This window comes from Streptomyces sp. NPDC046805 (genome assembly GCF_040645355.1).
Taxonomy (GTDB): Bacteria; Actinomycetota; Actinomycetes; order Streptomycetales; family Streptomycetaceae; genus Streptomyces.
The window spans coordinates 113,749-140,238 of the sequence record NZ_JBEYYC010000014.1 but is presented as its reverse complement, the minus strand read 5'-3'; the positions used below and the strand labels follow the sequence as shown (position 1 = coordinate 140,238).

Genomic DNA, 26,490 nt, shown 5'->3' with positions numbered 1-26,490 from the left:
GTCCCGCATGTCCGCCTCGGCCCCCGCCAAGGTCCCCGCCCCGGAACAGCCGGGCAGAGAGCCCGCCTACGGCGCGCTCGACCGCTTCTTCAAGATTTCCGAGCGGGGCAGCAGCCTGCCGCGCGAGATCCGAGGCGGCTTCGCCACCTTCTTCGCGATGGCCTACATCATCGTGCTGAACCCGATCATCCTCGGCAGCGCGAAGGACATGTACGGGCACCAGCTCGACCACGGTCAGCTGGTGACGGCCACCGCGATCACCGCCGCCTTCACCACGCTCCTCATGGGCGTCATCGGCAACGTCCCCATCGCGCTCGCCGCCGGGCTCGGCGTGAACTCCGTGGTCGCGCTCCAGCTCGCGCCGCGCATGACCTGGCCGGACGCCATGGGCATGGTCGTGCTCGCCGGCCTCGTCGTGATGCTGCTCGTCGCCACCGGTCTGCGAGAGCGCGTGATGAACGCCGTGCCGTACAGCCTGCGCAAGGCCATCGCCATCGGCATCGGCCTGTTCATCATGCTGATCGGGCTCGTCGACTCCGGCTTCGTCAGCCGTATCCCGGACGCCGCGCACACCACCGTGCCGCTCCAGCTCGGCGCGGACGGTCATCTCAACGGCTGGCCGGTGCTGGTCTTCATCCTGGGCGCCCTGCTCACGCTCGTGCTGATCGTGCGGAAGGTCTCCGGCGCGATCCTCATCTCGATCGTCTCGATGACCGTGCTCGCGGGCATCATCAACGCCGTAGCCACCGTGCCCTCCTGGGGTCTCACCACCCCGAAGTGGCCCGGCAACCCCGTCTCCACCCCGGACTTCGGACTGATCGGCAACGTCAGCCTCTTCGGCGGCTTCGGCAAGGTCGGCCTGCTGACCGGCATCCTCTTCGTCTTCACCGTCCTGCTGTCCAGCTTCTTCGACGCCATGGGCACGATCATGGGCGTCAGCGACGAGGCCAAGCTGACCGACGCCGAGGGCCAGATGCCCGGCATCAACAAGGTGCTCTTCGTGGACGGCATCGCCGTCGCCGCCGGCGGTGTCGGCTCCGCGTCCGCCAACACCTGCTTCGTCGAGTCGACCGCGGGTGTCGGCGAGGGGGCGCGCACCGGCTTCGCCAACGTCATCACCGGTGGGCTGTTCGCCCTGGCGCTGTTCCTGACGCCCGTCGCCACGATGGTCCCGGCCCAGGCGGCCACCCCGGCGCTGCTCGCGGTCGGCTTCCTGATCATGGCCGGCTCGGTCAAGGAGATCGACTGGTCGGACTTCACCGTCGCCGCCCCGGCCTTCATCACCATGGTGATGATGCCGTTCACCTACTCGATCACCAACGGCATCGGCATGGGCTTCATCACCTTCGTGGTGCTGCGCCTCGCCGTCGGGCGCGGCCGCGAGATCCCGGTGGCGATGTACGTCGTCTCCGCCGTGTTCGCCTTCTACTACCTGATGCCGGCACTCGGCCTGACCTGAGCGGGTCCGGCCCGAGCCGGGCTGACGTGAGCCGCGCTCACGTGACCCCGTAGAACTTCTCCGTCTCCTCGACGGCGGCCTGGAACCGCTCGTCGAAGTCGTCCCGAATGAGCGTCCGGACCACGTAGTCCTGGACGCTCATTCCTCTTTTCGCCGCATGGTCCCGGAGCCGGTCGAGCAGCTCCCTGTCCATGCGCAGACTGAGCACGCTGGTCCCCATGTCTACGAGGGTCGCCAGGTGCGGGCGCCGGGCGCGTCACTTTCCGGAATCGCCTCACTCATATGGGTGACTGACCGTTTCCCGTCGGTGTTCAGGGGGACCGCGCCGTGTTCAGGGGCACTGCTGTGCCGTGTCCAGGGTCACGGCGAGGGGGCGTGTCCCGACTGGTCTTTAGAGAGAGTAATGAGTTACTCTAAAGAACATGCCGGACCTTACGCATGGCGACGACGCTGCCGCCGTGAACTCCCTCCGCTCCGCCGTGATGCGGCTGTCCCGTCGACTCAAGCACCAGCGGGTCGACGAGTCGCTGAGCCCTACCGAGATGTCGGTGCTCGGCACCCTGTCCAACTGCGGCAAGGCCACGCCGGGCGAGCTCGCCCGCAAGGAGCACGTCCAGCCGCCCTCGATGACCCGCATCGTCGCCCTGCTCGAGTCCAAGGGGCTGGTCCGTCTGGAGGCACACCCCGAGGACCGGCGCCAGAAGGTGGTCACCCAGACCGAGCAGGCCGAGGCGATGCTCGAGGAGAGCCGTCGTAAGCGCAACGCGTTCCTGGCCGGCCTGGTCGACGGCCTCGACGACGACGAGTGGGCCAAGCTGCGCGCCGCCGCCCCCGTACTGGAGAAGCTCGCCCACCTCTGAGCAGCACACCACCCGCACGCACGCACACGACGCGCTGCCCGCAGGCGCGTTCCTCAAGGAGGCGAACCCTTTTGAGTTCGGGATCCGGAACAGCTTCCGCCCCCGCACCGACCACCCCCACGACCCCTGGCTCGATGTTCAGCTCGCTGGCGATCCGGAACTACCGGTTCTTCTTCATCGGCCAGGTCGTCTCCAACACCGGCACCTGGATGCAGCGCATCGCCCAGGACTGGCTGGTTCTCAGCCTCACCGGTTCCTCCGCGGCCGTCGGCATCACCACGGCCCTGCAGTTCCTGCCGATGCTGCTCTTCGGTCTGTACGGCGGCGTCCTCGTCGACCGTCTGCCCAAGCGCCCCACCCTGCTCGTCACGCAGTCGGCGATGGCCGTCACCGGCCTGGTGCTCGCGGTCCTCACCCTCACAGGCCATGTCCAGGTGTGGCACGTCTACGTCGCCGCCTTCGCCGTCGGACTCGCCACGGTCGTCGACAACCCGGCCCGTCAGTCCTTCGTCTCCGAGATGGTCGGCCCGGCGCAGCTGCACAACGCGGTCAGCCTGAACTCCGCGAACTTCCAGTCCGCCCGCCTGGTCGGCCCCGCCGTCGCGGGCCTGCTGATCACCGGTGTGGGCACCGGCTGGGCGTTCCTCTTCAACGGCCTGTCCTTCGTCGCCCCTCTTGCGAGCCTGCTGCTGATGCGCACGCGTGAGCTGCACACGGTCCAGCGGGCGCCGAAGGGGAAGGGCCAGCTGCGGGAGGGCCTGCGCTACGTCGCCGGTCGGCCCGAGCTGATCTGGCCCATCGTCCTCGTCGGCTTCATCGGCACCTTCGGCTTCAACTTCCCGGTGTGGCTGTCGGCCTACGCGGACAACGTCTTCCACGCCGGTGCCGGCGCCTACAGCCTCTTCAACACGCTGATGGCGGCCGGTTCCCTGGCCGGAGCGCTGCTCGCCGCCCGGCGCGGCACGGCCCGGCTGCGCCTGCTGATCGCGGCCGCGACGGCCTTCGGCGTGCTGGAGATCGTGGCCGCCCTCGCCCCGTCGTACTGGCTGTTCGCGCTGCTCATGGTCCCGATCGGGATCTGCGGCCTGACGGTCAACGTCACGGCGAACACCACGGTCCAGATGGGCACCGACCCGGCCATGCGCGGCCGGGTGATGGCCCTGTTCATGATGGTCTTCATGGGCGGTACGCCGCTGGGCGCGCCGGTCGTCGGCTGGATCACCGACACCTACGGCCCCCGGGTCGGCTTCGCCGTCGGCGGGGTCGTCTCGGCCGCCGCCGCGGCCACCATCGGCCTGGTCCTGGCCCGCATCGGCGGCCTGCGGCTGTCGATGGGCTGGAACCACGGCCATCCCGAGGTGCGGTTCATACCGCGCGAGCGGGAGCAGTTGGCGACCGCGACGTAGGAAACGGCACGCGTCGGACGGCGCTGGCTGCGTGTCGATGGAGCGTCCCGCGTGTCGATCGCGGGTGCGACGGATGTCGCATGAGATGACTTCTCCCGATATGCCCGACTGGATGGGCACGGGAAACAGGAGCATCCGCATGGCATCACAGACATCGACCTCGAGCCCCGGCTCGCGCCTTCGGCGGCTGACGGCGGTCGCGCTGACCCTGGGCACGGTCGGCGCGCTCGCCGCCGCAGCGCCGCACTCGGCCGGGGCCCCCGCCGGGGCCGGGCACGCGCCGCGCAAGGCCGATCACGGCTTCAAGGAGCGCGACCTCGTCTCCGACCTTCAGGGCAGGGCGGAGGAGCAGGACGACAACCTCGTGAACCCGTGGGGCCTGGTCCGCACGCCGCAGGGTGCGATCAGGGTCTCGAACAACGGAACCAGCACGTCCACGGTGTACTCGGGCGCCCGGAACGGGCAGCCGGTCAACATCCTCTCCCCCGTCATCCACCTGCCTGAGGATGCCGACCCGACCGGGATCGTGAGGAACGACACCAAAGACTTCCGCTTCAGCGCCTCCGGCAAGTCGGCTCCCGCGCGGTACATCTTCGCCGGGGAGGGCGGCGGCCTCTTCGCGTTCAACGCGAGGGTGGACCAGACGCACGCCTTCGAGGTCGCACAGGAGGACGACGCGGTCTTCAAGGGCCTGACGCTGGTGGAGTGCGAGAAGAAGGGCGGGCAGGGCAACGGATGCGAGAAGGGTGGCAAGCAGCAGTCGCGCATCCTCGTCGCGAACTTCCGTGACGCGCGCATCGACGCCTTCGACACCGACTTCAAGCAGGTGACGCTGCCCGACGGCGCGTTCCAGGACCCGAACCTTCCCGGCGGCTTCGCGCCCTTCGACGTCAAGAAGATCGGCCAGAAGGTCTTCGTGACGTACGCCCTGCAGGACGCGGACAAGAAGGACGACGTCCCGGGTCCGGGCAACGGCTTCATCGACGTGTTCAACACCAAGGGCGAGCTGCTCCAGCACTTCGCGAGCGGCGGCGTGCTCAACTCGCCCTGGGGCCTCGAGACGGCGCCCAAGGGGTTCGGGAAGTTCGCCGGTGACCTGCTCGTCGGCAACTTCGGGGACGGCCGCATCAACGTCTTCAACCTGAAGACCGGCCGGTTCAAGGGGACGCTGAAGGACCGCGAGGGCAAGCCGATCGTGATCAACGGCCTGTGGGGACTGCAGCAGGGCACCGCCCAGTCGGGCGGCAAGGACAGCGTCTGGTTCGCCGCGGGAATCGAGGACGAGCAGCACGGCCTTCTCGGCACCTTGCGCGCCGAGAAGTGATCCGTCGCCGCACCCCGGGTGCTCGCCGGGCGGTCACACCCGCCGGGCCAGCACCTGCCCCGGCCAGTTGCCCTCGCCGAACGTGAAGGCCTCGGTCGGGGTGAAGCCGTTGCTCCGGTAGTAGGCGACCAGCTTGCCGTCGCCGCCCCGGTAGCAGTCCACGCGCAGCAGGGAGACCCCGGCCCGCCGCGTCTCCTCGACGGCGTGGGCGAGCAGGGCGGCGCCGACGCCGTGGCCCTTGAAGCGGCGGTCGGAGGCGAGCAGGTGGATGTAGCGCTCGGGCTCGTCGGCGGGCCGGAGGTAGGGGCCGGGCGCGCCGGTGAGGGTGAGGGTGGCCGCCGCCACGCCGTCCAGTTCGGCGATGTAGGGGTCGCCCTCGGTGACGTACCGCTCGACCAGCTCCACGGCCCTGGGGTCGGCCGACCAGGGCTTCGTGCCCCACTGCTCGGTCCGGCCCTGGGCCACCAGCCACTCCACTCCGCTGTCGAACATGCCGAGAATCACGGGGATGTCGTCGGGGCCGCCCGCACGAATGGTGATCGCCATGCGCTCATCATGCCCGCTTGCGTCTGCGAAGGTGAGGACATGAGACTCTTCGCCGCCGTGCACCCCCCGGAGGGTGTGATCCATGAACTCGCTGCCGAGGTGGCGAAGTTGAAGAGCCTGCCCGGCGCGGAGGGGTACCGCTGGACCGGCCGCCCCGGCTGGCACTTCACCCTCGCCTTCTACGGCGAGGTCGACGAGGAGCTCGTGCCGGACCTCTCGGACCGTCTGGCGCGCGCGGCCGGCCGTACGGCCGCCTTCCCTCTCGCCGTGTCCGGCGGCGGACAGTTCGGGCACGGGCGCGTGGTGTGGGCGGGCGCCGAGGGTGACGTGGAGACGATGGGGCTGCTGGCCGACCGGACCGAGGCGGCCGGGCGGAAGGCGGGGGTGGCGATGGGCGAGCACCGGCGGTACAAGGCCCACCTCACGCTGGCCCGCAGCCGGGACCACGTGGACGTACGGCCGTACGTCTCGCTCCTGCGCGAGTTCGCCAGCAGCACCTGGACGGTGGCCGAGCTGGACCTGATGCGGAGCAACCTGCCGAGATCCGGGACACCCGGCGAGCAGCCCCGCTATGAGACGGTCGCCCGCTGGGCACTTGGCGGGGCCGGTTAGTCTCGACTACGTGGACCCGAAAACCCGGAACCGGATCATGGCCGGTGCGCTTGTGATGATGTTCGTAGTGGTGGCGATGGCGGCGGCGGTCGGCAGGTAGACCGCCTGCCCCGCCCCGCCTCGCAGCCGCCTCGTCGACCGTCTTCACTCCACGTGTTCGTGCGACTTCACGGCACGTCCCGCACCGCGAGGAGCTCGATCGTCGCGCCGGAGGACTCCAGCAGCGGGGCCGCGGAGGAGCGGCGGGGGTCGGCGCGGTACGCGGCGAAGTCGTCGTCGCCGGGGAAGGTCACCAGGTGGGCCTCGACGCGGTCGTCCGGGGTGCGCAGCCGCCGTTCGAGCCGCCCGTCGTACTCGGCGAGGAGGGGCAGTACGGCCCGCTCGTAGGCGTCGAAGTCCCGCAGGCCTCCCTCCGGCAGGCGCGCGATCATCAGGTACGTGACGGTCATGGGTTCCTCCGGAAAGCGGTGGACGTTGTGCCGCCCTTGCCTTGAGGGGACTCGAAGGCGTTGGCTGGGGAATCATGGAGTACACGCAGCTCGGACGCACAGGACTCAAGGTCAGCCGGCTCGTCCTCGGCACCATGAACTTCGGACCGCAGACCGACGAAGCCGACAGTCACGCGATCATGGACGCGGCGCTGGACGCGGGCATCAACTTCTTCGACACCGCGAACGTGTACGGCTGGGGCGAGAACAAGGGCCGTACGGAATCGATCATCGGGAACTGGTTCACGCAGGGCGGCGAGCGGCGCGAGAAGGTCGTGCTCGCCACCAAGGTCTACGGGAACATGGGCCCCGACGGCGAGGCCTGGCCCAACTACGACAAGCTCTCCGCGCTCAACATCCGGCGGGCCGTCGACGCCAGCCTCAAGCGGCTGAAGACCGACTACATCGACGTCTACCAGTTCCACCACGTCGACCGGGACACCCCGGTCGACGAGATCTGGCAGGCGATCGACGTCCTGCTCCAGCAGGGCAAGATCCTCTACGCGGGGTCCAGCAACTTCCCCGGCTGGAAGATCGCCCAGGCCAACGAGGCCGCGTACCGGCGCGGCATGGTCGGCCTGGTCAGCGAGCAGTGCCTCTACAACCTCGCGGAGCGGCGCGCCGAGATGGAGGTCATCCCGGCCGCCCAGGCGTACGGCCTCGGGGTCATCCCCTGGTCGCCGCTGCACGGCGGACTGCTCGGCGGCGTGATCAAGAAGGAGGTCGAGGGCGGTCGCCGGGCGAGCGGCCGGGCCGCCGACGCCCTCGCGAACACCGTCGTACGCGCGCAGATCCAGGCGTACGAGGACCTGCTCGACAAGCATGGCCTGGAGCCCGGCGAGACCGCGCTGGCCTGGCTGCTCACCCGTCCGGGCGTGACCGGCCCGATCGTCGGCCCGCGTACGGCCGCACAGTTGGAGTCGGCGCTGCGCGCGGTCGACCTGAAGCTGAGCGACGAGGTCCTGGCGGGCCTGGACGAGATCTTCCCGGGCCCCGGCCCCTCCCCGGAGGCCTTCGCCTGGTGACGCCGGCTGTGCGCTGACGAAGCATCCCCTGGTGCGCTTCGGCCCCGCCGCGGCAGGCGGCGGGGCTGTCACCGGCCTGGAGATCAGTCGTGGGGGAAGTCGTCGGTCTTGAGGACGAGGTCGACCACTGTGCCGGTGAGGTCGATGTCGGTGCCGAAGTCCACCGGCGTCCTGTTCTCGTAGTCGCCGTCCTTGGGGTCGGTGAAGACGAAGCATCGCCCCTGGTAAGGATCGGCGACGACGTAGAGGGGGACCTCGGCCTCCGCGTAGGCGATTTTCTTCGGGCCGTAGTCGTTGGGGGCCGTGCCCTGGGAGATGACCTCGGCGACGAACTCGACGTCCTGGTAGCGCCAGTGGCCCTTGTCGTCCTGCTTCGCCGAGTCCTTGAGCATGGCGATGTCCGGGCAGAAGCCGTTCTCGTGGCCCGGGAAGTCGATGCGGACGTCCGAGAACACCCTGGCCTTTCTTCCGAACCTGTCCTCGAGGGCCCAAAGGAACCTGCGGATGATTTCCCAGTGGATGTCCCGCTGCGGCGTCATGTAGACGTTGCCCCCGACGATCTCGACCCTGAATCCTTCGGGGACGGGCATCCGCTCAAGGCGCTCGAACCACTCGTTCAGGCGCTCGGTGTTGGCGTCGGCGTCGGCCATCGCGATCCTGTCTTCAAGGACGGTCATCGTGGCGCTCCTCCCGGGCTGCCCCACGGACAGGTGCAGCCGCGCGGCTCAACGATACGCAGCGTGACCAGGAGACGCCGGAAATCGGTCAACCTGTTCCGGCCGCGTACGGATGTCCGATCCCCCACGCCTCGTGCATCGCCCGCGCGCAGGCCGCCGCGATCTTGTGTTCGCCGCTCGTGTTGGGATGTGTGCCGTCGTATGTGTCGACGTGGATGTCGTACGACGGGGGAGGGGACGTCAGGAGGAGGGGTGAGCGGGGTTCGTCCAGGTCCGCCACCGCCTTCGCGAGGAGCATGTTGAAGCGGGCCACCTGCTCGGCGAAGGACGGGTCCAGCTCGGCCCGGACGTTCGGGATCACCGGGAGCAGGATCATGCGGATGTACGGGTTGGCATCCCGGGCCGCGGTGACGAAGCCGCGGACGTTGTGCGCCGTCTGTTCCGCGTCCGTGTAGAAGCCCAGGTCGATCAGGCCGAGCGAGACGAGCAGGATGTCCGCGCGGCAGTCGCGTACCGCTCCGCCGATCAGCGGGGTCATGTGCAGCCAGCCCTCGCCCCAGCCGGCCAGGTGGGCACGCGGGAAGTCGGGGTCGGCGTAGTCGTACGAGGTCGGGGCGTCCGTCGCCTTGTCGTACAGCGTCTCGCGCGGGCCGACCAGGGTGAACGGGCCGTCGTACGCCGTGCGGAGGTGCTGCCACAGCCGGTAGCGCCAGGTGTGTTCACCCGCGCTCCCGATCGTCATGGAGTCACCTACGGGCATGAACCTGAGCACCAGATCATGATGGAGGATCATGTGTGCGGTTGGCGTGTGAGGCCGTGTGAGGCCCGCCACGTCAGGAGGCGCGAACGGCTGTGCGGGGTGGCAGGCTTGCGCCATGCGTCGATCGTATGCCGTTCTCGCCGGAGCCGCCGGAGCGCTGCTCACGGGTGCCCTCGCCCTCGCGGTTCCCGCCTCCGCCTCCTCCGACGGCGGTGACCAGGGGTTCACGATCAAGGACCCGCGGATCACCGAGTCCAGCGGCCTCGCCGCCTCACATCTCCACCCCGGCATCTACTGGACCCACAACGACAGCAACGACGGCCCGTACATCTACGCCGTGGACAGTGCGACCGGCAGGACCGTCGCCACCGTCACGCTCAGCGGCATCGGTACGCCGCGTGACGTCGAGGCCATCTCCATCGGGCCCGACCACCAGATCTACGTCGGCGACATCGGCGACAACCTGGGCGGCAAGTGGCCGTACGTCTGGATCTACCGTCTGCCCGAGCCGAAAGTGCTGAAGGACCAGACGATCCGGGCCACGCAGTACGTCGTGAAGTACTCCGACGGTGCCCGTAACGCCGAGTCGCTCCTCGTGCACCCCCGGACCGGTCGGGTCTACATCATCGACAAGAAGGAGGAAGGCGGCCACCTGTACGAGGGGCCCGCCGAGCTGTCCTCCACCGGCACCAACGTCTTCGAGCCGGTCGCCGTCGTCGACCTGTGGGCCACGGACGCCGCCTTCTCCCCCAACGGCCGGCGGCTCGTCGTCCGCGGCTACTTCGGCGGCATCGACTACGACTGGAACGGCGGGCGCATCAAGCGCCGGGGCATGCTCGACGTCCCGTTGCAGGGCCAGGGCGAGTCCGTCACCTACTCCGCCGACGGAAGCAAGCTGATGTACGGCAGCGAGGGCAAGGACAGTGCCGTGGTGGCGAAGGACGCGCCCGGAGGCGGGGCCGGGGACTCCGATGCGACGTCGCAGAGCGGGAGTTCGTCCGGCGGCGGTTTCGGCACGGCGACGAACGGCCGCCTCAAGACCGGCGCCGTCGCGGTGGCCGTCGTCGCGGCCGCCCTGTTCGGGCTGCGGCGGCTGCGACGACGGGGCTGACGCCTTCGGGAGGTGTGGAAAGGGCGCCCGGTGTCTGCTTTCACAGCCCGGGCAGCCCCTGGCTCAGCCCCGGCGCCGCCTCGGAAACAGCGCGCTGAGCACCCCGCAGACGACCGCTCCGAAGACCAGCCATCGCCACGGCGGCCCGCCCGGCCGATGCGTCAGCTCGTCGTACGCGAACAGGGCGAGGCCACCGGCCCCCAGGAAGCGCGCGAAGCCGCGAAGCCCGAACCACCATCTCGGGCGGTCTGTGTCTGCCACGCCGGGGATTATCCACGCGCCCCGCCAGGCCGACCAGGGCCTTTCTTCCGGATCGGGCCGACTCCTGCCGACTGGGCCGTCCGGCCGGCCCCGGCAAGATCCGGAAGGGAGGCTCTAGACCGACTGGATCTTCTCGATCACGTAGTCGACGCACTTCGTCAGCGCCTCGACGTCCGCGGGGTCGATGGCCGGGAACATCGCGATGCGCAGCTGGTTGCGGCCGAGCTTGCGGTACGGCTCGGTGTCCACGATGCCGTTGGCGCGCAGCACCTTGGCGACCGCCGCCGCGTCGATCTCGTCGGCGAAGTCGATCGTGCCGATCACCTGGGAGCGCTTGGCCGGGTCGGTGACGAACGGAGTCGCGTACTTGGAGTCCTCCGCCCAGGTGTACAGGCGGCTCGAGGAGTCCTTGGTGCGGGCCGTGGAGAACTCCAGGCCGCCCTGGCCGTTGAGCCACTCCAGCTGCTGGTTCAGCAGGAAGAGCGTGGCGAGCGCCGGCGTGTTGTACGTCTGGTTCTTGCGGGAGTTGTCGATCGCCGTGGGGAGGCTGAAGAACTCCGGGACGTGGCGGCCGGACGCGTGGATCCGCTCCGCGCGCTCGATCGCGGCCGGGGAGAAGACGCCGATCCACAGGCCGCCGTCGGAGGCGAAGGACTTCTGCGGGGCGAAGTAGTAGACGTCGGTCTCGGCGATGTCGACCGGCAGGCCGCCCGCGCCGGACGTGGCGTCCACGAGGACCAGCGCGCCCTCGTCGGCGCCGGCCACGCGCCGGATCGGCATGGCGACACCGGTGGAGGTCTCGTTGTGCGTGAGGGCGTAGACGTCGACGCCCGCCTCCGCCCGCGCCTCCGGGTGGGTGCCGGGGTCGGAGGCGATCACGGTGGGCTCGGCCAGCCAGGGGGCGAGCTTCGCGGCCTTGGCGAACTTGGAGGAGAACTCGCCGAAGTTGAGGTGCTGGGACTTGTTCTCGATCAGGCCGTGCGTGGCGATGTCCCAGAACGCCGTGGAGCCGCCGTTGCCGAGGACGACCTCGTAGCCCTCGGGGAGCCCGAACAGCTCGCTGATGCCCTCGCGCACCTGGCCGACCAGGTTCTTGACCGGGGCCTGGCGGTGGGAGGTGCCGAGGAGGGACGTACCGGTGGCGGCCAGCGCGTCCAGCGCCTCCACCCGCACCTTGGAGGGACCCGCGCCGAATCGACCGTCCGCGGGCTTGATGTCAGCAGGAATCTGGATCTCAGCCACGAGCGGAGGGTATCTCTTCGGTGAAACCGGATGGCGATCTGTCCGTTCGATGAGACGACGTCCTCCGGACCGTGGACTTGTGCGGAGATACGAGGAGATCCTTACGTATGGCGGATCGCCCCATGGCGGGACGGCGTACGGCGGATCGGTACGTGGCGGAACGACGCATGGCACGACATGTGGCGGGACGACGTACAGCGACGTGTGGGACGACGACGTGTGGCGGGGCGACATATGGCGGATCTTGAGGCGGAGCTGCGCGCGGCCGTCCGGGGCGGGGTGCGGTTCGACGTCACCTCCCGGGCGCTGGTCACCATGGACGCGTCCAACTACCGGCGCGTCCCGACCGGGGTCGTCGCCCCGCGCGACGCGGACGACGCGGCCGCCGTCCTGGCGGTGTGCCGCGCGCGGGGCGTGCCGGTCGTGGCACGCGGCGGAGGTACGTCGATCGCGGGGCAGGCGACCGGCACGGGCGTGGTGCTGGACTTCACCCGGCACATGAACCGCGTACTGGAGATCGACCCCGGCACGCGCACGGCCGTGGTCCAGCCGGGCCTGGTCCTCGACCGCCTCCAGGAGGCCGCCGCCCCGCACGGGCTCCGCTTCGGCCCCGATCCCTCCACCCACAGCCGGTGCACGCTCGGCGGAATGATCGGCAACAACGCGTGCGGCTCGCACTCGGTGGCCTGGGGGACCACGGCGGACAACGTACGGGAACTGGAGGTGCTCACCGCGCGCGGGCAGCGGCTGCGCCCGGGCCGTGACTGGGCGGGTGCGCCGGAGGGGCTACGGGCCCTGGCGGAAGGCGAGTTGGCGCGGCTGCGCACCGGCTTCCCCGAGCTGCCCCGCCGTATCTCCGGCTACGCGCTGGACGCCCTCCTCCCTGAGAAGGGCGCCGATGTCGCGCGCTCCTTCTGCGGTTCCGAGGGCACGCTGGGCGTGCTGACGGAGGCCGTCGTGCGGCTGGTCGAGGCGCCACGCGCGCGTGCCCTGGCCGTGCTGGCGTACGCCACCGAGAGCGCGGCCGCGGACGCGGCTGCGGGACTGCTGCCGTACGGGCCGTTGACGGTGGAGGGCATGGCGGCCGACCTGGTGCCGTCGACGGCGGGGCTGCCGCGGGGCGGCGCCTGGCTGTTCGTGGAGACCGGCGGGGAGACGACAGGGGAGGCACGCGCGCGTGCCGAGCGAATCGTCCGAGCGGCCGACGTCGTCGACTCCCTGGTGGTGACCGACGACAGCGCCCAACGGGCCCTGTGGCGCGTGCGCGAGGACGCGAGCGGCACGGCGACCCGGATGCCGGACGGCACCGAGGCGTGGCCCGGCTGGGAGGACTGCGCGGTGCCGCCGGCCCGGCTCGGGGGGTATCTGCGCGACTTCCGGGCCCTGTTGACGTCCCACGGCCTGCGCGGCACCCCGTACGGCCACTTCGGAGACGGCTGTGTCCACGTCCGCATCGACTTCGACCTGCTGACGGGGCCGGGAATCGCCCGCTTCCGGCGCTTCTCGCAGGAACTGGCCGAACTGGTCGTGTCCCACGGCGGTTCGCTGTCCGGGGAGCACGGCGACGGGCAGGCCCGCGCGGAGCTCCTGCCGACGATGTACGGCGCCGAGACGGTCCGCCTCTTCGAACGGGCCAAGGCGGTGTGGGACCCCGACGACCTGCTCAACCCCGGGATGCTGGTGCGCCCCGCGCCCCTGGACACCAACCTCCGCTTCTCCGTCCTGCCGCGCGGGCCCGTGGACGTGGCCTTCGGTTACCCGGCCGACGGCGGCGACTTCTCGGCGGCGGTGCGCCGCTGCGTGGGCGTGGCGAAATGCCGTACGACGACGGCGGCCGGCTCATCGGTCATGTGCCCGTCCTTCCGGGCGACAGGCGAGGAGGAGCACTCCACGCGCGGGCGCGCGCGCCTGCTGCACGAGATGCTCGCGGGCGAGGTGGTGACGGACGGCTGGCGGTCGACGGAGGTCCGGGACGCGCTGGACCTGTGCCTGTCCTGCAAGGCGTGCCGCTCCGACTGCCCGGTCGAGGTCGACATGGCCACGTACAAGGCGGAGTTCCTGCACCACCACTACGCGGGACGGCGCCGCCCGGCCGCCCACTACGCGATGGGCCTGCTGCCGGTGTGGCTGCGCTGGGTGACGCGGACGCACACGGCCCGGCCGGTGAACGCGCTCGCGTCCGTACGGCCGCTCGCGCGCGCGGCGAAGCGGCTGGGCGGGATCGCGCCCGAGCGGGAGCTGCCGCGGGTGGCCGTGGAGACGTTCAGCCGGTGGTGGGGCCGGCGACTGCGGGCACGGGTGGGAGACCTGAGCGCCGCGGAGCGGGCGGGGGAGCGGTGGGGCCGGACGGAGCGGCGGCCCCGGAAGCTCGTGCTCCTCTGGCCCGACACCTTCACCGAGTACCTCTCGCCGTCCGTGGGCCGGGCGGCCGTCCGCGTCCTGGAGGCGGCGGGGCTGGCCGTGGTGCCGACGCCGAGGGTGCGGGTGCGGGTGGAGCGGTCGGCGCGGGGCGAGGTCCGGTCGGTCGGCACGAACCTGTGGTTCGGGCGCCGCGACCGCGTCTGCTGCGGGCTGACCTACGTCTCCACGGGCCAGCTCGACCGCGCCCGTGCGGTCATGCGCCGCACGCTCGACCTGATGGAGCCCTACCTGCTCCCGGAGCTCGGCGAGGACGCCCCGCCGGTCGTCGTCCTGGAACCCAGCTGCGCGGCCGCCCTGCGCACCGACCTGCCCGAGCTGCTGCACGACGACCCGCGCGCGGCACGGCTGGCGTCGGCGGTCGTCACCTTCGCCGAGGCGCTCCAGCGGTACGCCCCGGACTGGTCCCCGCCCGCCGTGAACCGCCCCGTGACCGGCCAGACCCACTGCCACCAGCACGCGGTCCTGGGCGATGCTCCGGACCGCGGCCTGCGCGAGGCCGCGGGCCTCACGGGCGAACTGAGCGGCGGCTGCTGCGGCCTGGCGGGCAACTTCGGCTTCGAAAAAGGCCACTTCGAGGTGTCGCGGGCCTGCGCGGAGGAACAACTGCTCCCGTCGGTACGGGAGGCGCCCGAGGGGGCGGTGGTCCTGGCGGACGGCTTCTCCTGCCGTACGCAGCTGGAGCAGCTGGGCGGGGTACGGGGGCGGCACGTGGCGGAGGTGCTGGCGGAGGCGCTGGAGCCCGAGGGGTTGGAGGCGGAGGGCCCGACCGGCATGTGAGACAGCCGCATCATCGGTTCACACACCTGACGCGGTCTCTTACCCTGGACTGGCCAGTACATCGTGATGAACGAACCCCGATCGAGCGCCGATCGACCGCCGATCGCATCCTGATCCGAGTCACCCCGGGACCGCCTTGTGAGTACCCCCAGCGCCACCACTTCGACCTCGTCGTCACCGGCCGACGTCCCGGCGTCGGCCGCCCCCGCGCCGGACGGTGGCACCAGGCGTCGCTTCGGCTCGTTCGGCTCTCTCGGTTCTCTCGGGCCGGTCGGGCTGGTGCTCGCCGGAGGGATCTCGGTCCAGTTCGGCGGCGCGCTCGCCGTGACGCTGATGCCGCGGGCCGGCGCCCTGGGCGTGGTGACCCTACGGCTGATGGCGGCGGCGGTGATCCTGCTGCTCGTCTGCCGTCCCCGGCTGCGCGGGCACTCGCGCTCCGACTGGGGCACCGTGCTCGCCTTCGGCGCGGCGATGGGCGCGATGAACGGCCTCTTCTACGAGGCGATCGCCCGCATCCCACTGGGGACCGCGGTCACCCTGGAGGTGCTGGGCCCCCTGGCGCTCTCGGTCCTGGCCTCCCGCCGCGCGATCAACGCGATCTGGGCGGCCCTGGCCCTCGCCGGCGTGTTCCTCCTCGGCGGCGGAGGCTTCAGCGACCTCGACCCCATAGGTGTCGGCTTCGCCCTGGGGGCGGGCACCATGTGGGCGACATACATAGTCTTCAGCGCCCGTACGGGCCGACGTTTCCCGCAGGCCGACGGGCTGGCGCTGGCCATGGTGGTGGCGGCGCTGCTGTTCCTGCCGCTGGGGATCGCCGGAGCGGGCGGCAGGCTCCTCGACCCGACGACGATCGCCCTGGGCTCGTCGGTGGCGGTGCTCTCCTCCGTCCTCCCCTACACCCTCGAACTCCTCGCCCTGCGCCGCCTCCCCGCGTCCACCTTCGCCATCCTGATGAGCCTGGAACCCGCCATCGCCGCCACGGCCGGCTTCCTCATCCTGGGCCAGGCACTCTCCCTCACGGAGGCACTGGCGATCGCCCTGGTCATCGCGGCGAGCATGGGCGCGGTGCGGACTCAGGTGGGCCGGGGGAAGGCGAGCGGGGTGGGCTCTCCTTCCTGAGGTCCGAGGGCGCTTGCAGGGCTCTTCCTGTCTGCCTCGATCACTGGCCTGAGGGGGCGGTGCCGGTCGCCCGACACCCCGGCCTGATTTTCATGCAAGCATGCTTGATTGTTTCTGCTCGCACTGCCATGCTCCTCCACGCACCGCCCCGCACACCGTCGTGCCCCGAGGGAGCGCATCGTGTCCGATCCGACGCCCGTCTTCGACGATCTGCGTGAGGAGAGCGAGGAACTCGACCGGCTGGTGGCCGGGTTGAGTCCCGGGCAGTGGGCGCTTGCGACGCCCGCACCCGGCTGGAGCGTCGCCCACCAGATCGCTCACCTTCACTGGACCGACCGCTCGGCCCTCCTCGCCGTCACGGACGCGGACGGCTTCCAGGCGCTCGTGGAGAAGGCCCTCGCCGCGCCGGAGTCGTTCGTGGACGACGGTGCGGAAGAGGGGGCCCGGCTGGCGTCCGACGCGTTGCTGGCGCGGTGGCGGGAAGGGCGGGCCGCACTCGACCGGGCCCTGCGGCAGAGCGCTCCCGGCGCCCGCTTCCCCTGGTACGGGCCGCCCATGTCGGCCGCCTCCATGGCCACCGGCCGGATCATGGAGACCTGGGCCCACGGTCAGGACGTCGCCGACGCGCTGGGTGTGCGTCGTACACCCACCGACCGTCTGAAGCATGTGGTCCGCATCGGTGTGCGCGCACGGAACTTCGCCTTCGGCGCGCGGGGACTTCCCGTGCCCGCCGACGAGTTCCGGGTCGAGATCACCGCGCCCAGTGGTGAGGTGTGGGGCTACGGACCCGAGGACGCAGCCCAGCGCGTCACCGGGCCCGCCCTCGACTTCTGCCTGCTGGTCACCCAGCGTGCCCACCGCGCCGATCTGGCCGTACGCGCCGAGGGGCCCGACGCCGACCGGTGGCTCGACATCGCCCAGGCCTTCGCGGGCCCGCCCGGCGCCGGACGCGAACCGAAGGAGTCCGCCCGGTGACGCCCCCGCGCACCACCCAGCGCACCCCTCTGCGCATAGGCAACGCCTCCGGTTTCTACGGCGACCGCTTCGACGCCATGCGCGAGATGCTCACCGGCGGTGAACTGGACGTCCTGACCGGCGACTACCTCGCCGAGCTCACCATGCTGATCCTGGGACGGGACCGGCTCAAGGACCCCTCCGCCGGGTACGCCCGTACCTTCCTGCGCCAGATCGAGGAGTGCCTCGGCCTCGCGCACGAGCGGTCGGTGAAGATCGTGACCAACGCCGGCGGCCTCAACCCCGCCGGACTCGCCGATGCCGTACGGCAGGTGGCCGACCGGCTCGGCATCCCCGTGCGCGTGGCCCACGTCGAGGGCGACGACCTCTCCGCCGCACACCCCGGCAGCCTCGCCGCCCACGCCTACCTCGGCGGCTTCGGGATCGCCACCTGCCTGCGCGAGGGCGCCGACATCGTGGTCACCGGGCGCGTCACCGACGCCGCGCTCGTCACCGGGCCCGCAGCCGCCCACTTCGGCTGGGAGCCGGGGGAGTACGACCGGCTCGCGGGCGCCGTCGTCGCCGGGCACGTGCTGGAGTGCGGCACGCAGGCCACCGGCGGAAACTACGCGTTCTTCAACAGGGGCGCCGTCGACGTCCGCCGTCCCGGCTTCCCGCTCGCCGAGATCCACGCCGACGGCAGCTGCGTCATCACCAAGCACCCCGGCACCGGCGGCCTCGTCGACGTCGGCACGGTCACGGCCCAGCTGCTGTACGAGACGGGGAGTGCCCGGTACGCCGGGCCCGATGTCACCGCCCGGCTCGACACCGTACGGCTCACCGGGGACGGCCCCGACCGGGTGCGCGTCGACGGGGTGCGGGGCGAGGCTCCGCCGCCCACCCTCAAGGTCGGCCTCAACCGGCTCGGCGGCTTCCGCAACGAGGTCGTCTTCGTCCTCACCGGGCTCGACATCGAGGACAAGGCCGCGCTGGTACGGGAGCAGATGAGCGCGGCCCTCGCCAAGTCCCCGCCCGCCGACATCCGGTGGGAACTCGTCCGCACCGACCGCGCCGACGCCGACACCGAGGAGACGGCCAGTGCGCTGCTGCGGCTCGTCGTACGGGACCCGGAGCAGCAGGCCGTCGGGCGGGCGCTGAGCGGGGCCGCCATCGAGCTGGCACTGGCCAGTTACCCCGGCTTCCATGTGCTCGCGCCACCGGGAAAGGGGGCGCCCTATGGGGTCTTCGAGGATGTGTACGTGCCCCATGGTGCCGTCGACCATGTGGCTGTCTTCTACGACGGGCGGCGCATCCCTGTGGCACCGGCCCGCGGGACCCTCGTCCTCGAGGAGGTGGCCGAACCGCCCCTGCCCGAGCCTCCGCCCCCCGGACCGACGCGCCGCGCCCCCCTCGGCCTGATCGCCGGAGCCCGCAGCGGCGACAAGGGCGGCAACGCCAACGTCGGCGTCTGGGCCCGTACCGACGAGGCCTGGCGATGGCTCGCGCACGAGCTGACGGTCGACCGATTCCGGCAACTGATCCCCGAGTGCCGTGAACTGCCCGTCACCCGCCACGTCCTCCCCAACCTCCGCGCCCTCAACTTCACCGTCGAGGGCATCCTCGGCGACGGCGTCGCCGCCCAGCACCGCTTCGACCCGCAGGCCAAGGCCCTCGGCGAATGGCTGCGCTCCCGCCACCTGGACATTCCGGAGGCCCTCCTGTGACGCTCCTCCCCTCCACCCTGGACGTCAGCGGCTCCGACCACCGGGCCAACCGCGAGGCCATGCTCGCCAGGCTCGCCGAGCTGGACGCCGAGCACGCGAAAGCCCTCGCGGGCGGCGGCGAGAAGTACGTGGCCAGACACCGCGGGCGCGGCAAACTGCTCGCCCGCGAGCGCATCGAGCTGCTCCTCGACCCGGACACGCCGTTCCTGGAGCTGTCCCCGTTGGCGGCCTGGGGCAGCGACTACGCCGTCGGCGCCTCCCTCGTCACCGGCATCGGCGTCGTCGAGGGCGTGGAGTGCCTGATCACCGCCAACGACCCGACCGTACGCGGCGGCGCCAGCAACCCGTGGAGCCTGAAGAAGGCCCTGCGTGCGAACGACATCGCACTCGCCAACCGGCTGCCCTGCATCAGTCTGGTCGAGTCCGGCGGCGCCGACCTGCCCTCCCAGAAGGAGATCTTCATCCCCGGAGGCGCCATCTTCCGGGACATCACCCGCCTCTCCGCCGCCGGCATCCCGACCGTCGCCGTCGTCTTCGGGAACTCCACCGCCGGTGGCGCCTACGTCCCCGGCATGTCCGACCACGTGATCATGGTCAAGGAGCGGGCCAAGGTCTTCCTCGGCGGGCCGCCGCTGGTGAAGATGGCGACCGGCGAGGAGAGCGACGACGAGTCGCTCGGCGGCGCGGAGATGCACGCGCGCGTGTCGGGCCTCGCCGACTACTTCGCCGTGGACGAGCAGGACGCCCTCCGCCAGGCCCGCCGCGTGGTCGCCCGGCTCAACCACCGCAAGGCGTACGGCGATCCGGGCCCGGCCGAGCCGCCCAAGTACGACCCGGAGGAACTCCTCGGGATCGTCCCCGGCGATCTGAAGACCCCCTTCGACCCGCGCGAGGTCATCGCCCGTGTCGTCGACGGCTCCGACTTCGACGAGTTCAAGCCGCTGTACGGGACGAGCCTCGCGACCGGCTGGGCGACCCTGCACGGCTATCCCGTCGGCATCCTGGCCAACGCCCAGGGCGTCCTGTTCAGCGAGGAGTCGCAGAAGGCCGCCCAGTTCATCCAGCTGGCCAACCAGCGCGACATCCCGCTGCTCTTCCTGCACAACACCACCGGCTACATGGTCGGCAAGGAGTACGAGCAGGGCGGCATCATCAAGCACGGCGCTATGATGATCAACGCCGTCTCCAACTCGAAGGTGCCCCACCTCTCCGTGCTCATGGGCGCGTCGTACGGCGCCGGGCACTACGGCATGTGCGGCCGCGCCTACGACCCCCGCTTCCTGTTCGCCTGGCCCAGCGCCAAGTCGGCCGTCATGGGCCCGCAGCAGCTCGCCGGCGTGCTGTCGATCGTCGCCCGCCAGTCGGCCGCCGCCAAGGGGCAGCCGTACGACGAGGAGGCGGACGCGGCGCTGCGGGCCATGGTGGAGCAGCAGATCGAGTCCGAGTCGCTGCCGATGTTCCTGTCCGGGCGGCTGTACGACGACGGCGTCATCGACCCGCGCGACACCCGCACCGTCCTCGGCCTGTGCCTGTCCGCCCTCCACACCGCCCCCTACGAAGGCGCGCGCGGCGGCTTCGGCGTCTTCCGGATGTGAGGGACCACCCGTGATCACTTCTGTCCTTGTGGCCAACCGGGGCGAGATCGCCTGCCGGATCTTCCGAACCTGCCGTGAGCTGGGCGTCCGTACGGTCGCCGTGCACTCGGACGCCGACGACAGTGCCCTGCACGTGCGCATGGCCGACACGGCGGTACGGCTGCCGGGCGCCGCGCCCGCCGAGACGTATCTGCGCGGCGACCTGATCGTGAAGGCCGCCGCCCTGGCCGGCGCCGACGCCGTGCACCCCGGCTACGGCTTCCTCTCCGAGAACCCCGACTTCGCGCGCGCCGTCCTCGACGCCGGGCTCGTCTGGATCGGGCCGCCCCCGGAGGCGATCGAGGCGATGGCGTCCAAGACGCGCGCCAAGGAGCTGATGGGCGTCGCGCCCCTCGGCGAGGTCGCCGAGGCCGATCTGCCGGTGCTGGTGAAGGCGGCGGCGGGCGGCGGCGGGCGCGGCATGCGGATCGTGCGCCGACTGGCCGACCTCGACGGCGCGTTGGAGTCCGCCCGCTCCGAGGCCGCGAGCGCCTTCGGCGACGGCGAGGTCTTCGTCGAGCCCTACGTCGAGAGCGGCCGCCATGTCGAGGTGCAGATCCTCGCCGACACCCATGGCACGGTGTGGACGCTCGGCACCCGCGACTGCTCCCTCCAGCGCCGCCACCAGAAGGTGATCGAGGAGGCCCCCGCGCCGGGTCTGGACTCCGGGCTCACCGACGAGCTGTACGAGATGGCCGGCCGGGCCGCCCGAGCCGTCGACTACGTCGGCGCCGGGACCGTCGAGTTCCTCGTCGCCGACGGCCGGGCCCACTTCCTGGAGATGAACACCCGCCTCCAGGTCGAACACCCGGTCACGGAAGCCGTGTTCGGCATCGACCTCGTGGCACTCCAGATCCGCGTCGCCGAGGGGCACGCGCTGGAAAAGGAGCCGCCATGCGCGCGTGGCCATGCCGTCGAGGCCCGCCTCTACGCCGAGGACCCGGCCCGCGACTGGGCCCCGCAGACCGGCACCCTGCACCGTCTCGCCGTACCGGACGGCATCCGCCTGGACAGCGGCTACAGCGACGGCGACACCATCGGCGTCCACTACGACCCGATGCTCGCCAAGGCCGTCGCGTACGCACCCACGCGCGCGGAGGCGGTCCGCAAGCTCGCCGGCGCCCTGGAGCGCGCGGCGGTCCACGGCCCGGTCACCAACCGCGACCTGCTCGTGGGCTCCCTGCGCCACCCGGAGTTCACGGCCGCCCGCATGGACACCGGCTTCTACGACCGCCACCTCACCGCCCTCACCGGGCCCGCCCCCGACCCGTACGCCCCGCTGGCCGCCGCCCTCGCCGACGCGCACGGCCGCTCCCGGTTCGGCGGCTGGCGCAACGTGGCGTCACAGCCGCAGGTCAAGCGGTACGCGATGGCGGGGCAGGAGCACGAGGTCCACTACCGGCACACACGTGCGGGCCTGGCCGCCGACGGGGTGCGGGTCGTGCACGCCGACGCGCGGCTCGTCGTCCTCGAAGTGGACGGCGTACGGCGGAGGTTCGAGGTCTCCCGGTACGGCGGCGACCAGGTGTACGTCAACTCCACCGCCCTCACCGCCCTCCCCCGCTTCCCCGACCCGAGCGCCCAACTCGCCCCCGGCTCCCTCCTGGCCCCGATGCCGGGCACGGTCGTCCGCGTCGCCGAGGGCCTGGCTGAAGGCACCACGGTCCGGGCGGGCCAACCCCTGATCTGGCTGGAGGCGATGAAGATGCAGCACCGGATCACCGCCCCGGCCGACGGCACGCTCAGCGCTCTGCACGCCGTCGTCGGCGGGCAGGTCGAGGTCGGCGCCCTGCTCGCCGTCGTGGAAGAAGCAACGGATGTACGAGCGAACGTACAGAAGGAGGTTCAGGACCAGTGAGCACCATTCTGGAAACCGACGAGCACAAAGCCCTGCGAGCCGCCGTATCAGCCCTCGGCAAGCGCTACGGCCGCGACTACGTCACCCGCACCATCGCCGCAGGAGCCCCCCTCACGGAACTCTGGTCCGAGGCGGGCAAACTCGGCTACCTCGGCGTCAACCTCCCGGAGGAGTACGGCGGCGGAGGAGGCGGCATCGCCGAACTCTCCATAGTGCTGGAGGAGTTGGGCGCCGCAGGCGCACCTCTCCTCATGCTCATCGTCTCCCCGGCCATCGTCGGTACCGTCCTCTCCCGCTTCGGCACCGAGGAGCAGAAGCGCACCTGGCTTCCCGGACTCGCCGACGGCAGCCGCCTCATCGCCTTCGGCATCACCGAACCCGACGCCGGCTCCAACTCCCATCGCATCACCACCACGGCCCGCAAGGACGGCGCCGACTGGCTGCTGACCGGCCGCAAGGTGTTCGTGTCCGGCGTGGACCAGGCGGACGCCACCCTCATCGTCGGCCGCACCGAGGACGCCCGCACCGGCAGCCTCAAGCCCTGCCTCTTCATCGTCCCGCGCGACGCCGAGGGCTTCTCCCGCAACCCCATCGACATGGAACTCAACACCGCGGAGAAGCAGTTCGAACTGGTCCTGGACGATGTGCGGCTGCCCACCGAAGCGCTCGTAGGCGACGAGGACGCGGGGTTGCTGCAGCTGTTCGCCGGTCTCAACCCCGAGCGGATCATGACGGCCGCCTTCGCGATCGGCATGGGGCGCTACGCGTTGGCCAAGGCCGTCGAGTACGCCCGCGACCGCACCGTCTGGAAGGCGCCCATCGGCGCCCACCAGGCCATCGCGCACCCCCTCGCCCAGGCGCACATCGACCTCGAACTGGCCCGCCTGATGATGCAGAAGGCGGCCCATCTGTACGACGCGGGCGACGACATCGGCGCGGGCGAGGCCGCCAACATGGCCAAGTACGCGGCCGGAGAGGCCTGTGTGAAGGCGGTCGACCAGGCCGTGCACACCCTCGGCGGCAACGGCCTCACGCGCGAGTTCGGGCTCGCCTCGTTGATAACCGCCTCACGCGTGGCTCGTATCGCCCCGGTGAGCCGGGAGATGATTCTCAACTACGTCTCCCACCAGACCCTGGGCCTGCCCAAGTCCTACTAGGCCGCCGTAGCCGCTTGGAGGAACCGTGTTCCGCAGCGAGTACGCAGACGTCCCGCCCGTCGAACTGCCCATCCACGAAGCCGTCCTGGGGAGGGCCGCCGAGTTCGGCGACCTGCCCGCCCTGATCGACGGCACGGACGGCACCACGCTCACGTACGCACAAGTGGACCGGTTCCACCGGCGCATCGCCGCCGCGCTCGCCGACGCCGGCGTGCGCAAGGGCGACGTCCTCGCCCTGCACAGCCCCAACACCATCGCCTTCCCGACCGCCTTCTACGCCGCCACGCGCGCGGGTGCCGCCGTCACCACCGTGCACCCGCTCGCCACACCCGAGGAGTTCGCCAAGCAGCTGCGGGACTCCGGGGCCCGCTGGATCGTCACCGTCTCACCGCTGCTCGGCACGGCCCGCAGGGCCGCCGAACTCGCCGGTGGCGTAGGGGAGATATTCGTCTGCGACGACACACGCGGCCACCGCTCACTGGTGGACATGCTGTCGAGCACCGCGCCCGAACCGCGCCCCGACATCGACCCGGCCGAGGACGTCGCCGCGCTGCCGTACTCCTCCGGCACCACCGGCGTCCCCAAGGGCGTCATGCTCACCCACCGCCAGATCGCCACCAATCTCGCCCAGCTCGAAGCCCCGATCGCCGTCGGCCCCGGCGACCGCATCCTCGCCGTGCTGCCCTTTTTTCATATCTACGGCCTGACGGCGCTCATGAACGCGCCCCTCAGACAGGGCGCCACCGTCGTCGTACTGCCGCGCTTCGACCTGGAGACGTTCCTCGCGGCCATCGAGAACCACCGCATCACCGGTCTGTACGTCGCCCCGCCGATCGTCCTCGCCCTCGCCAAGCACCCGGCGGTCGCGCGGTACGACCTGTCGTCCCTGAAGTACGTCATCAGCGCCGCCGCCCCCCTGGACGCCCACCTCGCCGCCGCCTGTTCGCAGCGGCTCGGGCTGCCGCCGGTCGGGCAGGCGTACGGCATGACGGAGCTCTCGCCCGGCACGCACGTCGTCCCCCTGGACGCCATGGAGCAGGCGCCTCCCGGCACCGTCGGCAAGCTCGTCGCGGGCACCGAGATGCGCATCGTCTCCCTCGACGACCCGGGCCGCGACCTCGGCACCGGCGAGCCCGGCGAGATCCTCATCCGCGGCCCCCAGATCATGAAGGGCTATCTGGGGCGCCCCGACGCCACCGCCGACATGATCGACGCCGACGGCTGGCTGCACACCGGGGATGTCGGGCACGTGGACACCGACGGCTGGCTGTTCGTCGTCGACCGGGTGAAGGAACTCATCAAGTACAAGGGCTTCCAGGTGGCACCCGCCGAGCTGGAGGCCCTGCTCCTCACCCACCCCGGCATCGCCGACGCCGCCGTGATCGGCGTCTACAACGACGACGGCAACGAGGTTCCGCACGCCTATGTCGTCCGCCGGCCCACCGCCCCGGACCTCGGCGCGGGCGAGGTGATGATGTACGTCGCCGAACGCGTCGCCCCCTACAAACGGATACGGCAGGTCACCTTCATCGACGGCGTGCCCCGGGCCGCCTCCGGGAAGATCCTCCGACGGCAGCTGCGGGAGCGCTCATGACCCTGACCGGCCGCACCACTTCGATCGACGGCACCCCCTTGATCGGTCGCACACGCGCGCGGGGCATCGCGTTCCTCAGCCTCGACTCGCCCGACACCCGCAACGCCCTCTCCGCCGCGCTGGTCGGCGAGCTCGCGGACGCCCTGGCCGAGAGCGCCGAGGACGCGGACGTACGGGCCGTCGTCCTCACCCACACCGGCAACACGTTCTGCGCGGGCGCCGACCTGAAGGACCCGCCCGACCCGGACGCCCTGGTCGGGCTGCTGCGGCAGATCGTCGAGCTGCCCACACCCGTCGTCGCCCGGGTGACCGGACACGTACGGGCGGGCGGGCTCGGACTGCTCGGGGTCTGCGACATCGCGGCCGCGTCGAGCGACGCCACGTTCGCGTTCACGGAGGTACGGATCGGGGTGGCGCCGGCCGTCATCTCGCTGCCGCTGATCCCGCGCGCGGACCCGCGCACCCTGGCCCGCTACTGCCTCACCGGCGAGCGCTTCGACGCGGCCGAGGCGGTCCGCGCCGGCCTGCTGACGGCGGCCGGCGACGACGTCGACGCCGTCCTGGCGCCCGTACTGGAAGGGCTGCGCCGGTCCTCCCCGCACGGGCTGGCCGAGACGAAACGCCTGCTCACGGCTAGGGTGCTGGAAGTCTTCGACCGGGACGCGGCCGAGCTGACCGCGCTCTCGGCCCGGCTGTTCTCCTCCGCCGAGGCCCGGGAGGGGATGACGGCCTTCCTAGAACGACGGGATCCCGCATGGGTGCTGTGACCTCAGTCGACCGCCACCCCAAACAGGACCGCAGCCGGGCCACCCGGCAGCGGCTCCTGGAAGCGGCCGTGGCCTGCCTCGCCGAACACGGCTGGGCGGGCTCCACCGTCTCCGTCGTCGCCGAACGCGCCGGCGTCTCCCGCGGCGCCGCCCAGCACCACTTCCCGACCCGCGAGGACCTCTTCACCGCGGCCGTCGAATACGTCGCCGAGGAACGCTCCACCGCCCTGCGCGCCCTGTTCCCCGACGGCCCCGAGGGCCCCGGTGACCGGCGGGCCGCCGTCGCCGCCCTCGTCGACCTCTACACCGGCCCCCTCTTCCGCGCCGCCCTCCACCTGTGGGTGGCCGCCTCCAACGAGGAGCAGCTGGGTCCGCGCGTCGCCGAGCTGGAGGCGCGCGTCGGACGTGAGACCCATCGCATAGCGGTGGAGCTGCTGGGCGCCGACGAATCCCGCCCCGGAGTCCGCGAGACGGTCCAGGGACTGCTCGACATGGCCCGTGGCCTGGGCCTGGCCAACCTCCTCACCGACGACACCGCGCGCCGGGAGCGGGTGGTGGCCCAGTGGGCGGCCCTGCTGGACGAGGCCCTGGGCTGAGTGCGGGCGCAAGGGTAACGATCGAGGGGCGTTACGCTGGGGCCCATGCATCCGATGCTTGTTCGACGCCGCCACGTGGACTACGTGCGTGTCACAAGCATGGGCTGTCGGCGCTCTG

General features: G+C 71.3%; 24 protein-coding genes. 17 read left to right on the top strand and 7 right to left on the bottom strand.

Features of this window, described 5'->3' with window-relative positions; genetic code table 11:
• Positions 1-7 precede the first annotated feature (7 nt).
• Positions 8-1,459, top strand: coding sequence for an NCS2 family permease (locus tag ABZ910_RS17410; protein ID WP_361365178.1), 1,452 nt, complete (start codon positions 8-10; stop codon positions 1,457-1,459).
• 37 nt (positions 1,460-1,496) lie between these two features.
• Here ABZ910_RS17410 and ABZ910_RS17405 read toward each other — a convergent pair whose 3' ends face one another.
• Entirely contained in the window at positions 1,497-1,679 is a 183-nt protein-coding gene (locus ABZ910_RS17405; protein WP_361365175.1) for a ribbon-helix-helix protein, CopG family, read from the bottom strand.
• A gap of 202 nt (positions 1,680-1,881) precedes the next feature.
• Between ABZ910_RS17405 and ABZ910_RS17400 the strand changes: the two genes are divergently transcribed.
• From ABZ910_RS17400 to ABZ910_RS17390, 3 genes are all read left to right on the top strand, one after another.
• Positions 1,882-2,319: a MarR family transcriptional regulator gene (locus ABZ910_RS17400; RefSeq protein WP_361365172.1), complete on the top strand. Its 438-nt coding sequence runs from the start codon at positions 1,882-1,884 to the stop codon at positions 2,317-2,319.
• A gap of 134 nt (positions 2,320-2,453) precedes the next feature.
• The gene (locus ABZ910_RS17395; RefSeq protein ID WP_361365169.1) at positions 2,454-3,725 is read left to right on the top strand and encodes an MFS transporter; all 1,272 of its coding nucleotides are present in this window, start codon (positions 2,454-2,456) and stop codon (positions 3,723-3,725) included.
• 139 nt (positions 3,726-3,864) lie between these two features.
• Entirely contained in the window at positions 3,865-5,049 is a 1,185-nt protein-coding gene (locus tag ABZ910_RS17390; RefSeq protein ID WP_361365167.1) for a TIGR03118 family protein, read from the top strand.
• 33 nt (positions 5,050-5,082) lie between these two features.
• Here the strand turns inward: ABZ910_RS17390 and ABZ910_RS17385 are convergent, their stop codons facing one another.
• Complete coding sequence (locus ABZ910_RS17385; RefSeq protein ID WP_361365164.1) at positions 5,083-5,595, bottom strand: GNAT family N-acetyltransferase; 513 nt, start codon at positions 5,593-5,595, stop codon at positions 5,083-5,085.
• A 39-nt stretch (positions 5,596-5,634) separates the two neighbouring features.
• Here ABZ910_RS17385 and thpR point away from each other — a divergent pair, with 39 nt between their 5' ends.
• Complete coding sequence (thpR, locus tag ABZ910_RS17380) at positions 5,635-6,207, top strand: RNA 2',3'-cyclic phosphodiesterase (RefSeq protein ID WP_361365161.1); 573 nt, start codon at positions 5,635-5,637, stop codon at positions 6,205-6,207.
• A 167-nt stretch (positions 6,208-6,374) separates the two neighbouring features.
• Here thpR and ABZ910_RS17375 read toward each other — a convergent pair whose 3' ends face one another.
• Positions 6,375-6,656: a hypothetical protein gene (locus ABZ910_RS17375; RefSeq protein WP_361365158.1), complete on the bottom strand. Its 282-nt coding sequence runs from the start codon at positions 6,654-6,656 to the stop codon at positions 6,375-6,377.
• Between the two features lie 74 nt (positions 6,657-6,730).
• Here ABZ910_RS17375 and ABZ910_RS17370 point away from each other — a divergent pair, with 74 nt between their 5' ends.
• On the top strand, positions 6,731-7,720 hold the full coding sequence (locus tag ABZ910_RS17370) for an aldo/keto reductase (protein ID WP_361365155.1): 990 nt from the start codon (positions 6,731-6,733) through the stop codon (positions 7,718-7,720).
• Positions 7,721-7,803: 83 nt separating this feature from the next.
• Here the strand turns inward: ABZ910_RS17370 and ABZ910_RS17365 are convergent, their stop codons facing one another.
• Entirely contained in the window at positions 7,804-8,397 is a 594-nt protein-coding gene (locus ABZ910_RS17365) for a Uma2 family endonuclease (protein ID WP_361365153.1), read from the bottom strand.
• Positions 8,398-8,485: 88 nt separating this feature from the next.
• Positions 8,486-9,169 carry a GDSL-type esterase/lipase family protein gene (locus ABZ910_RS17360; RefSeq protein ID WP_361365150.1) on the bottom strand — a complete coding sequence of 228 codons (684 nt, stop codon included), beginning with the start codon at positions 9,167-9,169 and terminating at the stop codon, positions 8,486-8,488.
• Positions 9,170-9,272: 103 nt separating this feature from the next.
• Between ABZ910_RS17360 and ABZ910_RS17355 the strand changes: the two genes are divergently transcribed.
• Positions 9,273-10,268 carry a WD40 repeat domain-containing protein gene (locus tag ABZ910_RS17355; protein WP_361365147.1) on the top strand — a complete coding sequence of 332 codons (996 nt, stop codon included), beginning with the start codon at positions 9,273-9,275 and terminating at the stop codon, positions 10,266-10,268.
• Positions 10,269-10,331: 63 nt separating this feature from the next.
• On the opposite strand, the gene ABZ910_RS17350 is transcribed toward ABZ910_RS17355, so the two are convergent.
• Both ABZ910_RS17350 and serC read right to left on the bottom strand, forming a co-directional pair.
• Positions 10,332-10,529, bottom strand: coding sequence for a hypothetical protein (locus tag ABZ910_RS17350; protein ID WP_361365144.1), 198 nt, complete (start codon positions 10,527-10,529; stop codon positions 10,332-10,334).
• Positions 10,530-10,643: 114 nt separating this feature from the next.
• Positions 10,644-11,771 carry a phosphoserine transaminase gene (serC, locus tag ABZ910_RS17345; RefSeq protein ID WP_361365141.1) on the bottom strand — a complete coding sequence of 376 codons (1,128 nt, stop codon included), beginning with the start codon at positions 11,769-11,771 and terminating at the stop codon, positions 10,644-10,646.
• A gap of 234 nt (positions 11,772-12,005) precedes the next feature.
• On the opposite strand from serC, the gene ABZ910_RS17340 reads away from it, so the two are divergent.
• From ABZ910_RS17340 to ABZ910_RS17295, 10 genes are all read left to right on the top strand, one after another.
• Positions 12,006-14,969 (top strand): FAD-binding and (Fe-S)-binding domain-containing protein, encoded by a 2,964-nt coding sequence (locus tag ABZ910_RS17340; RefSeq protein ID WP_361365139.1) that lies wholly within the window; start codon positions 12,006-12,008, stop codon positions 14,967-14,969.
• A 138-nt stretch (positions 14,970-15,107) separates the two neighbouring features.
• Complete coding sequence (locus ABZ910_RS17335) at positions 15,108-16,088, top strand: EamA family transporter (protein ID WP_361365136.1); 981 nt, start codon at positions 15,108-15,110, stop codon at positions 16,086-16,088.
• Between the two features lie 180 nt (positions 16,089-16,268).
• Positions 16,269-17,063, top strand: a complete 795-nt coding sequence (locus ABZ910_RS17330; RefSeq protein ID WP_361365133.1) for a TIGR03084 family metal-binding protein — start codon at positions 16,269-16,271, stop codon at positions 17,061-17,063.
• Positions 17,060-18,766 (top strand): acyclic terpene utilization AtuA family protein, encoded by a 1,707-nt coding sequence (locus ABZ910_RS17325; RefSeq protein WP_361365130.1) that lies wholly within the window; start codon positions 17,060-17,062, stop codon positions 18,764-18,766. Before ABZ910_RS17330 ends, ABZ910_RS17325 begins: the two co-directional genes overlap by 4 nt.
• Positions 18,763-20,361 carry a carboxyl transferase domain-containing protein gene (locus ABZ910_RS17320; protein WP_361365128.1) on the top strand — a complete coding sequence of 533 codons (1,599 nt, stop codon included), beginning with the start codon at positions 18,763-18,765 and terminating at the stop codon, positions 20,359-20,361. Before ABZ910_RS17325 ends, ABZ910_RS17320 begins: the two co-directional genes overlap by 4 nt.
• 10 nt (positions 20,362-20,371) lie before the next feature.
• Positions 20,372-22,258 carry a biotin carboxylase N-terminal domain-containing protein gene (locus tag ABZ910_RS17315; RefSeq protein WP_361365125.1) on the top strand — a complete coding sequence of 629 codons (1,887 nt, stop codon included), beginning with the start codon at positions 20,372-20,374 and terminating at the stop codon, positions 22,256-22,258.
• Entirely contained in the window at positions 22,255-23,415 is a 1,161-nt protein-coding gene (locus ABZ910_RS17310; RefSeq protein WP_361365122.1) for an acyl-CoA dehydrogenase family protein, read from the top strand. The genes ABZ910_RS17315 and ABZ910_RS17310 overlap by 4 nt, the downstream gene beginning before the upstream one ends.
• A 25-nt stretch (positions 23,416-23,440) precedes the next feature.
• Positions 23,441-25,009: a 4-coumarate--CoA ligase family protein gene (locus tag ABZ910_RS17305; RefSeq protein WP_361365119.1), complete on the top strand. Its 1,569-nt coding sequence runs from the start codon at positions 23,441-23,443 to the stop codon at positions 25,007-25,009.
• A complete protein-coding gene (locus tag ABZ910_RS17300; RefSeq protein ID WP_361365116.1) occupies positions 25,006-25,776 on the top strand; it encodes an enoyl-CoA hydratase family protein in 771 nt (256 codons plus the stop codon). Before ABZ910_RS17305 ends, ABZ910_RS17300 begins: the two co-directional genes overlap by 4 nt.
• Positions 25,764-26,372 carry a TetR/AcrR family transcriptional regulator gene (locus ABZ910_RS17295; protein ID WP_361365113.1) on the top strand — a complete coding sequence of 203 codons (609 nt, stop codon included), beginning with the start codon at positions 25,764-25,766 and terminating at the stop codon, positions 26,370-26,372. Before ABZ910_RS17300 ends, ABZ910_RS17295 begins: the two co-directional genes overlap by 13 nt.
• The last annotated feature ends 118 nt before the right edge of the window (positions 26,373-26,490 follow it).

Bases quoted from the DNA above. Each gene is read 5' to 3' on its own strand.
- ABZ910_RS17385 (WP_361365164.1), bottom strand. From the start codon at position 5,595: ATGGCGATCACCATTCGTGCGGGCGGCCCCGACGACATCCCCGTGATT.
- ABZ910_RS17400 (WP_361365172.1), top strand. From the start codon at position 1,882: ATGCCGGACCTTACGCATGGCGACGACGCTGCCGCCGTGAACTCCCTC.
- ABZ910_RS17355 (WP_361365147.1), top strand. From the start codon at position 9,273: ATGCGTCGATCGTATGCCGTTCTCGCCGGAGCCGCCGGAGCGCTGCTC.
- ABZ910_RS17340 (WP_361365139.1), top strand. From the start codon at position 12,006: ATGGCGGATCTTGAGGCGGAGCTGCGCGCGGCCGTCCGGGGCGGGGTG.
- ABZ910_RS17295 (WP_361365113.1), top strand. From the start codon at position 25,764: ATGGGTGCTGTGACCTCAGTCGACCGCCACCCCAAACAGGACCGCAGC.
- ABZ910_RS17405 (WP_361365175.1), bottom strand. From the start codon at position 1,679: ATGGGGACCAGCGTGCTCAGTCTGCGCATGGACAGGGAGCTGCTCGAC.
- ABZ910_RS17375 (WP_361365158.1), bottom strand. From the start codon at position 6,656: ATGACCGTCACGTACCTGATGATCGCGCGCCTGCCGGAGGGAGGCCTG.
- thpR (WP_361365161.1), top strand. From the start codon at position 5,635: ATGAGACTCTTCGCCGCCGTGCACCCCCCGGAGGGTGTGATCCATGAA.
- ABZ910_RS17390 (WP_361365167.1), top strand. From the start codon at position 3,865: ATGGCATCACAGACATCGACCTCGAGCCCCGGCTCGCGCCTTCGGCGG.
- ABZ910_RS17365 (WP_361365153.1), bottom strand. From the start codon at position 8,397: ATGACCGTCCTTGAAGACAGGATCGCGATGGCCGACGCCGACGCCAAC.
- ABZ910_RS17300 (WP_361365116.1), top strand. From the start codon at position 25,006: ATGACCCTGACCGGCCGCACCACTTCGATCGACGGCACCCCCTTGATC.
- ABZ910_RS17395 (WP_361365169.1), top strand. From the start codon at position 2,454: ATGTTCAGCTCGCTGGCGATCCGGAACTACCGGTTCTTCTTCATCGGC.
- ABZ910_RS17410 (WP_361365178.1), top strand. From the start codon at position 8: ATGTCCGCCTCGGCCCCCGCCAAGGTCCCCGCCCCGGAACAGCCGGGC.
- ABZ910_RS17370 (WP_361365155.1), top strand. From the start codon at position 6,731: ATGGAGTACACGCAGCTCGGACGCACAGGACTCAAGGTCAGCCGGCTC.